The 9,538-nt window shown below is 51.5% G+C and carries 6 protein-coding genes and 1 pseudogene; 5 read left to right on the top strand and 2 right to left on the bottom strand.

Going from position 1 to position 9,538, the window contains the following annotated elements:
* Positions 1-186: 186 nt before the first annotated feature.
* Positions 187-1,671: an ATP-binding cassette domain-containing protein gene (locus FMR86_RS20170; protein ID WP_163353247.1), complete on the bottom strand. Its 1,485-nt coding sequence runs from the start codon at positions 1,669-1,671 to the stop codon at positions 187-189.
* 201 nt (positions 1,672-1,872) lie between these two features.
* Between FMR86_RS20170 and FMR86_RS20165 the strand changes: the two genes are divergently transcribed.
* From FMR86_RS20165 to FMR86_RS20145, 5 genes are all read left to right on the top strand, one after another.
* Entirely contained in the window at positions 1,873-3,363 is a 1,491-nt protein-coding gene (locus tag FMR86_RS20165) for a TSUP family transporter (RefSeq protein ID WP_163353245.1), read from the top strand.
* The gene (locus tag FMR86_RS20160) at positions 3,360-4,604 is read left to right on the top strand and encodes a hypothetical protein (RefSeq protein ID WP_163353243.1); all 1,245 of its coding nucleotides are present in this window, start codon (positions 3,360-3,362) and stop codon (positions 4,602-4,604) included. Before FMR86_RS20165 ends, FMR86_RS20160 begins: the two co-directional genes overlap by 4 nt.
* Complete coding sequence (locus FMR86_RS20155; RefSeq protein ID WP_163353241.1) at positions 4,594-5,526, top strand: DUF362 domain-containing protein; 933 nt, start codon at positions 4,594-4,596, stop codon at positions 5,524-5,526. The genes FMR86_RS20160 and FMR86_RS20155 overlap by 11 nt, the downstream gene beginning before the upstream one ends.
* Positions 5,527-5,678: 152 nt before the next feature.
* Positions 5,679-8,027 (top strand): carbamoyltransferase HypF, encoded by a 2,349-nt coding sequence (gene hypF, locus FMR86_RS20150; RefSeq protein ID WP_163353239.1) that lies wholly within the window; start codon positions 5,679-5,681, stop codon positions 8,025-8,027.
* A 102-nt stretch (positions 8,028-8,129) separates the two neighbouring features.
* Positions 8,130-9,260, top strand: coding sequence for an ATP-binding protein (locus FMR86_RS20145; RefSeq protein WP_163353237.1), 1,131 nt, complete (start codon positions 8,130-8,132; stop codon positions 9,258-9,260).
* A 173-nt stretch (positions 9,261-9,433) separates the two neighbouring features.
* Here the strand turns inward: FMR86_RS20145 and FMR86_RS20905 are convergent.
* Positions 9,434-9,538: pseudogene (locus FMR86_RS20905) on the bottom strand (IS110 family transposase); the annotation flags it as partial.

The raw sequence follows: 9,538 nt of genomic DNA, 5'->3' as shown, positions 1-9,538 counted from the left end.
TATCTTTCGAAGTAAATGGTTCTCAGGAACCAATTCTTCAATCGTAACCAACTCAACAGTGACTTGCTTTTGCTCAGGCTTTTTTAACATGCAAACAATATAAAAAAGTCCTCACCAAAAGGCGAGGACTTTGTCAGCAATCTGAAATTTAAAGCCCGTCTTTGTATTAAAAGACGGGCTTTAAATTTAAGTTCTCAGCTTGAAATAATCTTCCTTGGTACCCCGGAAGGCCACCCTGCCCTCCTCGATCTCAAGAACATGCGAGATGGACGGGATTAATTCTTCATTGTGATGAGTCACGTAAACCATGGCGACTCCGGCCTTGGCCAGCAGTTCCAGCAGTTGATAGATTTCCCTGCGCGATTCCTCATCCACCCCGGCCAGCGGCTCGTCAAGCAGCAGCACATCCGGACCGGCAATCAAAGCCCGGGCAATGAACGCCTTGCGCAATTGTCCGTAAGAAACCTGCTCCATGGGACGCTCTGCCAGATCTTCAATACCGAAGAAACGCAGCCACTCCCATGTTTTCTCACGCATCTCATCGGAAATTTCGTCCAGAATGCCTGCCGAAGAAAAGAAGCCGGAAATAACCATATCAAAAATCGGAATCGGCTTACCAACCGCCTCACCGAAAGACGCCTGCATGGAAGCGGAAACCATGCCCATACGTCCCCGCGCAGAACGGAGATTCTCCGCCTTTTCAGGCAGACGCTCCATATCTTCTTCAGCAGCATAGGCTGCGGCATCTCCATACAAAAGACGGAGCAGGGTTGATTTTCCGGCTCCGTTACGCCCCAGCACGGCCCAGTTTTCACCGCCTGTCATCTGCCAATCTATGTTGTGCAGCACGGTTTTACCGAGAAAAACAACGCTGGAATCGGCAAGTTTGAACAAACTGCGCCCCGGCTCAATGCTGTTTACCTCGGGCGGAGTACGCTTGAAATCCTGATTCCCGGCACAGGAAACTTCACGTCCCTGACTGTCCCGGCACTGATCGATTTTACCCTCACGGATGTAGAGAGTCTTGTTGATGCAGGAAGGCAATTCTTCCTTACGGTGGGCGGAGCAGACGATGGTGGTGCCGTTGGCTGCGGCAATATCAATAGCCCGGACCAGCTGCTCGCGGGATTGCTGGTCAACCCCTTCAAGAAATTCGTCGAGGATGAGGATTTCCGGTTCGGCCATAAGCGCACGGGCGATGAGAATCTTACGCCCTTCACCGCGGGACATCTTGACCATGCTGCGCTTGGCAAGATCGAGCATGCCCAGAGACTCCATGAAGTCGCGAACCCTTACATACTCTTCATCGTCGGCCAGACGGTACAGAAACGGGGTGTTATCCTTTCCGGCAAGTACCACTTCTTCCCCGGTAACGTCCCAGGCCAGCTTTTCAAAAATATCCTGATGCTCCGGGGAAATCATGCGGTACCGTTCCAGCGGCTCCAGCGGACTGCTGGTAATCTCGCCTTCAACACTGAATTCGCGGGTGGTGTCATCATCGGGCCAGACCTCCCCGGCCAGAATCATCATCAAAGTAGTCTTGCCCGCGCCGTTGGGTCCCAGAACAGCCCAATGCTCACCTTCACAAATGTCCCAGTCTATCCCCTCAAGGACAGGCCCCCGGTCCAGTGTAAGAGAAAGATCCTTCATGGAAACCAATTTAGCTCTCATGGAAACCCCGCTTTGAATTATGCTTAAACTTCTAAAATATAAATCAATATTTATGATCAGGGCTAAACTTCTACTACTTAAAGATATCAAGTGCAAGTCACTAGGATCACAAAAGGCACAAGCTTAGGGCACTGTGGTTGATATATTTCCTGTTTGTTTTTATATGTAAATAAAATCATTACTCAATCAGGCAGGGAATCCATGATTAAACCTTCCGGCCGATACATATTTCTTTTCTGCGCAGTCTTTCTTGGGGGCTGCTTCGGGCTGTTATGCCCGGAAATTCTAAACGCTGCAGACATCAAAATTCCCGAATATATCGGAAGGACCAATAATCCCTATATTTTGCCGGACGGCAGTGGTCCCGGCTTTTTCCAATGCACAGCCATCGGGCTTGTAACCGGAATGCTCAGTGCTGTTATCGGTGCTGGCGGAGGGTTGCTGGTGGTTCCGGCACTGATGACCGCCGGGGTCAGCGGTATTTATGCCGTTGGGTCAGAATTGTTCCGGCTGTTCATTTTCAGCACCATCCAGTCCATCCGCATGGGCATAAACAGACGCATCAAATACGCCCTCGCCCTGATCATGACCCTAGGCACCGTGCTGGGCGGGCTGGCCGGATACGCACTCAGTAAAACAATTTTCATCGCCGATCCGGCAGGTAACGACGTTTTCATTTCCTCCATGATCGCCCTATGGCTGATCATCTATGCCTTTATCATCATTCCCGACTTCCGGGAGGACGCCCGCAAATACGCCCTTGAACTGCTGCGAAAGGAAAAAGAAGAGAACAACCCCGAAGAAGCAATAAACACCCAGCCGGAACCTCCTGCTGAACAAAAAGAAGCCCAGAAAGAAAACGAAAAGAAAACCGAAAACGGAGCTGAAGCCAAGGCGGACGGAAAAGCGGAAGAAAAGAAAAAAGAACCGGAGCCGGAACCCGAACCGGAACCGCAATTCGAAGATGAACTGTATCCGGATGAAGAACCATGGGAAATTGCCCGCAGCCTGCGCAGCATGAAATTTCCCCCGTACATTAAATTCCCGCACACCTTTAAAGAGGAAGAGGATGAACTGGAACCCGCTGAAATGAAACGGGACGGCGAAGAACCTGATCTTGATTCAGAGGAGGAAGAAGGCAAACTGGAGCGAATCCCTGTATTGCCGATCTTTTTCATGACCATGATCGGAGGATTCTTCATGGCCCTGACCGGGTCCGGCGGAGTAATCCTGACCTTCACCCTCATGACCAAGGGATTCGGCTGCGTGGCCGCGCTGGTGGCCGGGACAGACCTTGCAAGACTGGCCCTCGCCACCGGAGGCCTGACCATGGGAACATACGGACTGAACGGATTCATCAATATCTACTGCATCACCGGGCTGGTTTTCGGAACTATCACCGGACTGCATCTGGGCAGCAAGGGGCTGAAACACATCCTGCCCTACCGGGCCAAGGGACTGGTTGCCCTGCTGGTAGTCTCGGTAATAATCAACCGTATACTGGCTCTGCCCGCCCTGCTGCGCAAAGCAGGCGCAAACATCGATCCGGGACTGGTTTCCACCTTTGATTCAAGCGGCACTTACATCCTGCTCATAGGGGCCGGCATTTTCGGGGGCTGGATATTTTTCGCCTTCTTAAGCGGTATACACAAATCCCTGCAACCCGTGGATGAAAAAGGAGCGGACAAATGACCTACTCCTTCAAAACACTGATCATCGCAGCCATGCTTTTTGTCTCCAGCATACTTATTATCGGAGCCATGCACCTGCCTTTATTCAGCGGAGCAGACGGCTTTGAAAGCATGGAAAGCAGCTTCAATTCCCTGCGTAAGGGGATTAAACCGCCGTTCCAAAAAATCGAGAATGAGAACACCGAATATCTGGGCAAAAACATCAGGATAACGCTTGTCTTCCGGGACAATGATGAAGCACGCATCGCCACCATGATGTTCCTGCGCAACAAACTGACCGTGACTCCCAAGGGGCGCAAGGTCAATATTCAGGGTGACCTCGGTTATACCCTGAAATTTTTCATGAATGACATCCATCTGCTTTACATGAACAATTTCGACAAGCTGGAACGCAGGTATTCCATGCCCGCCACCCAATCCATGTATTACCTGAACCGCATACTGCAAAAAATGGCTAAAACCATGGGTGCGCAAAAAAAGTATCCGCAGGAAAAACTGATCAAAAAAATACGCGAAAAACTGCTCATTCCGGCCTACAATCTACGCCAGGCCCTGCCGGTCAGCGAGACTTCCGGTTTCTTTTATTTATCCATGGGGACACTGGGCATACTGCTGTTCGCCATTCTCTGGGATATTTCAAACTTCCTGTTTTTCGGCACACTGGCTTCGGATGATTTCATGAAAACCATACGCGTCAAGATGGGCCGCGAAATGTCTGACGAACAAAAGAAACGACTGGCCTTAAAAAAGAAAAAAATTGCCAAAGCAAAGGCCATGAAAAAGAAGAAAGCCGAACAGGGCGAAAAAGTAAAAAGCACCAGAACCAACAAGGAAGCACTGAAGAAGAAAACCAAGCCGAAAGCAAAACCGGATGATTCCGCTGCCGCCCCTAAAAAGGCTGTCCAAAAGAAAGCTGTAAAGAAAACAACTGACGGCACAAAAACAGCCCGTCCGGTTGAAAAACAGCCCGCAGCAAAGAAGAAACGTCCACTGAAAAAGGACGCTGAGGGCAAGCCGTTGAAAAAAACAGCTCCCGCTAAAAAGACAAAAGAGCCTACTTCACAAAACCCAGGCAAAAAAGTAACTAGTCAGCAGGGGAGCAAAAAAGCCGCGTCAAAGCCCAAAGCAAAACCGGACGGAGACGGAAAAACAACAAAGAAGCCAACTGCCGAAGCTGCGAAAAAGAAGCCGGTAAAAGCACCGAAGGCCGCCCAAAAAGAGATAAAACCAGATGAGCAATAACAGCCCCAAAGCACCTGTCGCCTTCTTCCGTATCCTCGAATACGAATCCACATTTATGGATACGGCAGTGGCTATGACCCTTGAGGAGTGCGGCCTGAAAATCCCTCTCGGCACAAAGGTGCTGGTCAAGCCCAATCTGGTGTCTTCCAAAAATCCGTTGGCCTGCACCCACCCCAACGTAACCCTCTCCCTGTGCCGTTATCTTAAGGATTGCGGGGCACAGATCACGGTTGCGGATTCGCCGGGCTACGGCAGCGCGACACAGGTTTCCAAAGCCATAGGCATGACTTCCGGTCTACACGAATTGGGATTGAAGCCTAAAAGTCTGGGCCGTCCGACACCGCTCAAACTTTCTTTCGGCGAAACCATCGGCATCTCCCGCGACGCCCTTGAATCGGACATGATTATCAACGTGCCCAAGCTGAAGGCCCACGGACAGTTCGTGGTTACCGGGGCGGTGAAGAATCTGTTCGGCACGGTGGTCGGTTTCCGCAAGGCTTATGCCCATACCCGATTCGGTGAAACGCCCGGACTGATGGAAAAAATGATCATTGAAGTGGTTAAATCCATGCCGCTGTCCTTCAACCTCATGGACGCCATCTACCCCATGCACGAAAGCGGTCCCATTCACGGCAAACCGTACAGCATGAACCTGCTGGCCGGGTCGCCCAACCCGTACGCCCTTGATACGGCCATATACATGCTGCTGGGATTAAGCCCAAAAAAGATCCTGCTCTGGCGGGAAAGCGCGAACCAGAAAATTTTCGGCTACCACCCGGACCATATTGAATACGTTATCGAACCTCCGGACGACTTTGACACCAAGGATTTCAAAATCCCGGAAAAGCTCAGCCCCATGGAATTCGAACCGGTCCGCTTTGTGAAAGGCCGTTTGAAAAGTTTTTTAAGCAGATTTGGATAAGACAATTTGATGCGCTTCGCGCTTTTAACGAAAAGAGTTTGCCTCCGGCGGCTTAAACCCTTTTGCAAAAGGGTTTAAGAATCCCAAAACCTTTTAATAGGGCTTCGCCGCTTCGCATGACAAAGACATATTAGCAAAGAGATTTCCCACTGATGACCACAAAAAAGATTTCCCGCCGACTGCTTACTGTAACCGGACAGGTGCAGGGGGTCGGCTTCAGGCCCTTTGTTTACAAGACCGCCCTCAAACACAATCTTTCCGGTACGGTGTTGAACAGCCCGGAGGGGGTGCTCATTGAATTGCAAGGCAGCGAAGACGAACTGAACGGATTCGACCAGAGTTTTAAGGACGACCTGCCGCGACTGGCCCGCATTGTTTCGCTGGAAAAGGATGAATTGGAGATTGTCGAGGGTGAGGAAAAATTCTGCATTCTGGCCTCCACTGCCGGGGAAGGACATTGCGTATTGATCAGCCCGGATGTGGCGACCTGCCCGGATTGTTTTGCGGACATGAATGATCCCCGGAACCGCCGTTACGAATACCCCTTCACCAACTGCACCAACTGCGGCCCGCGCTACACCATCACCAAATCCATCCCCTATGACCGTCCGGTAACTTCCATGGCCTGCTTTGAGCTGTGTGACGACTGCCGCACGGAATATGAAGACCCGCTGGACCGCCGTTTCCATGCCCAGCCCAATGCCTGCGCCGACTGCGGTCCAAAGGTCTGGCTGACTGACAACAAAGGCAATGAGCTTGCCGGACCGGAAACAGCACTACGCGAGCTGGCAAAACTGCTGGCCGAAGGAAAAGTCGCCGGAGTGAAAGGACTGGGCGGATTTCATCTGGTCTGCGATGCATCCAACCCGGATGCAGTACGCACCCTGCGCCAACGCAAGAACCGCCCGGACAAACCGCTGGCGGTCATGGTCCGTGACGTGGACGAAGCCCGCAAACTTGCCGAGCTCACCAAAAACGATATTGAGCTGTTGGAAGGTTTGCAGCGGCCCATCGTGCTTGCTCCTAAAGGAAAAGCCTATTCACTTGCCCCGGAGATTGCGCCGGATACGGATTTCATCGGCTTGATGGTGCCCTACACCCCGCTGCATCAGGTTCTGCTTAAATATTTCTCCGCGCTGGGTGATTCCGGCAAGCCGTCCGCACTGGTTATGACTTCCGGCAACATGAGTTCCGCCCCCATCTGCATCGGCAATCGTGAAGCCCTGAAACGGCTGCCGGAGATCGTGGATATCTTTCTTTTCCACAACCGGGATATCCTCATCCGGGTGGATGATTCCGTGGCCCGCTCTGTGCCGGAATTTGCGGATACAGAAGAAAAAGAATCGCGCACGGTCTTCATGCGCCGGGCCAGAGGATTTACCCCCTCTCCGGTATTCCTTGCGCAGGACGGCCCCTGCGTGCTGGGAACCGGACCGGAGTTGAAAAACACCCTCTGCCTGACCAAGGGAGATCAGGCTTTCACCAGCCAGCACATCGGCGACATGCAGAACCTTGAAACCGCGAATTTCTGGAAAGAAATCCGCTTACACCTGCAGTCCATCCTCAAGGTCACACCGGAACTCATCGTCCATGACCTGCACCCGGACTACCTGACCACCGGATTTGCCGAAGAAATTTCAAAGGCTGAAGGAATCAAAACCGCCACCTTGCAGCACCACTACGCCCATATCCACGCCGTGCTTGCCGAAAACAAGCACCAAGGCCCGGCACTGGGTCTGGCCCTCGACGGAACCGGGCTGGGCGAAGACCGTACCATCTGGGGTGGCGAATGTCTCATGGTGGATAACGAAAAGCTGGGACACAAACGACTGGCAAGGTTCACTCATTTACGCTTGCCCGGCGGTGAGGCCGCAGTGCGCGAACCGTGGCGCATCGCCTACGCAGCAGCAAAGGAGTTCGGCCTTGACACTGATTTAATTCCCGTGCCGGAACAATTCCAGTCCGGCCTGAATATGTTCGATCAGGTCCTTGATAAAAACATCAACTGCCCGCTGACCAGCAGCTGCGGACGACTCTTTGACGCAGTCTCAGCCATGCTCGGTCTCTGCTCCGCCATTTCATACGAAGGACAGGCGGCAATCATTCTCGAAAAGATTCAGGATATGGATGATCCCGAAGCATACGATTGCCCCCTCGATCAATCCGCAGATACATACGAAATCCGCACCGGAGAACTTTTCAGACAGGCCTTCGAAGATTTCCAAAGCGGAATATCCCCGGCAAAAATCAGCCGCCGTTTCCATGGCGGTCTGATCATCGGCCTTGCCGATTGCGCTAAGGCTATTGCCGACCAGACCGGAATCAAAACCGTGGGCCTAAGCGGCGGGGTCATGCAAAACCTGACCATCGCCGTAGAACTACCCGAAGAACTTAAGAAGCGCGGCCTGAAACCGCTCGTCCATCGCCACCTGCCGCCCAATGACGGCTGCATTTCTCTGGGACAGGCTGTTTATGGACAACTGCTTCTTAATAGTCTGTAATCATTGAAACTATTGCTTTTGAATAATATTTACTATTGTCTTTCAATTATTGGAACACAATAGTTTTGACTATTGCCTTACAATAATTTAAAAACAATAGTTATGAACAACCCATTCCATACCGATATTCTGGAACCGGACCAGCCTTTCTGTAACCGCGTGGACGAACTGCGCGAATTGACCAGTCATGGCCGCAACGGCATGAACGTAGTAATCTTCGCCCCACGGCGTTACGGCAAAACCTCTCTGGTCAAACGGGTACAACACCGTCTGGCTCAGGAAAATATCTGCGTGATCTATGCCCAGTTCATGCGTCTTGTTTCAGTGGAAGACCTTGTTCATAGGCTGGCGAAGGCCATCATCAGCGGGTTACATGAATACGAGTCCATCTTGGACAAGGGCAAGAGGTGGCTGAGCCACTTCCCATCAATCCAGACAACATTCACCATTGATCCGGCAACAGGAATGCCTTCACTGGATGTGCAAATGACCAAGCGGCAGCTTGATCCCATGGTCGCACTGGAAACAATTCTGGAAGAAGTGGGCAAATTTCTTGAAAAGGAAAATTTTCAGGTCTGCATCGCACTGGATGAATTTCAGGATATCGTGGACATCAAGGAGCCACGCGTAGAAGCCCTGCTCCGTGAGCACATCCAGCGTCACAAAGCTTCCTACATTTTCCTTGGCAGTCGCCGCCGGGTACTGCTCGATATTTTCAACAACCGGGGCAGGCCGTTCTACCAAAGCGCGATCATGATGGAGCTTGCCACTCTGCCGGAGGATGAATGCGTAGATTTTATAGTTAACCAGTTCGCACAAGCCGGAAAAAAATGCCCTGCCGATGTAGCCCGCGCCATAGCTGAAAAAGTAGAGCAATATCCCTACTACCTGCAGGCACTGGCCTACCGCGCTTTTGAACTCTGCGAAAAGGAATGTACTCTGGAAAACGTAACCAAAGCTTACGAAATCCTGCTTGAAAATGAACGCTACGGCTATCAGGGAATCATTCAGGGCATCAGCACCGGTCAGCTAAAGCTTCTCCGGGCCATCGCCGCTGAAGAGCAGGCCGCGCTGACCTCAAACAATTTCTTGCAAACCCACGGCCTGACCCTTGGCGGAGTGCAATCAGCCCGCAAATTTTTAAGTGAACAGGACTTGATTGAACAAACCGCAGACAAGCACTGGCGCATTGTTGATCCGGTGTTTCGGGCTTGGTTGCAGAGGGCATTTTAACAAACAAAAAACCGCAATATCTCGATAGATACCACGGTCAAATCAACGAACGCCTACACGCGCTACTTGCGAAGCATAATAAAAAGTTTTGAAGGGATGGGGTCTGGGGAAGGGAAACTTTTCCCAAAAGTTTCCCTTCCCCAGCCGCCGGAGCAACGGTGGCAAAAGTCAAGCTACGCAGGCTGCTCAGACCAATATTGGTCGTTAGCAATTAGGGCATTCAAAATGCCAAGTAACTTTCTCATTGATGCGACCATCGCAACTTTATGAGCTTTGCC

The sequence above is a fragment of the Desulfovibrio sp. JC010 genome (assembly GCF_010470675.1).
Lineage (GTDB): Bacteria > Desulfobacterota > Desulfovibrionia > Desulfovibrionales > Desulfovibrionaceae > Maridesulfovibrio.
Note: the sequence above shows the minus strand (reverse complement) of the source record. Positions and strands in the feature narration are given on the sequence as shown.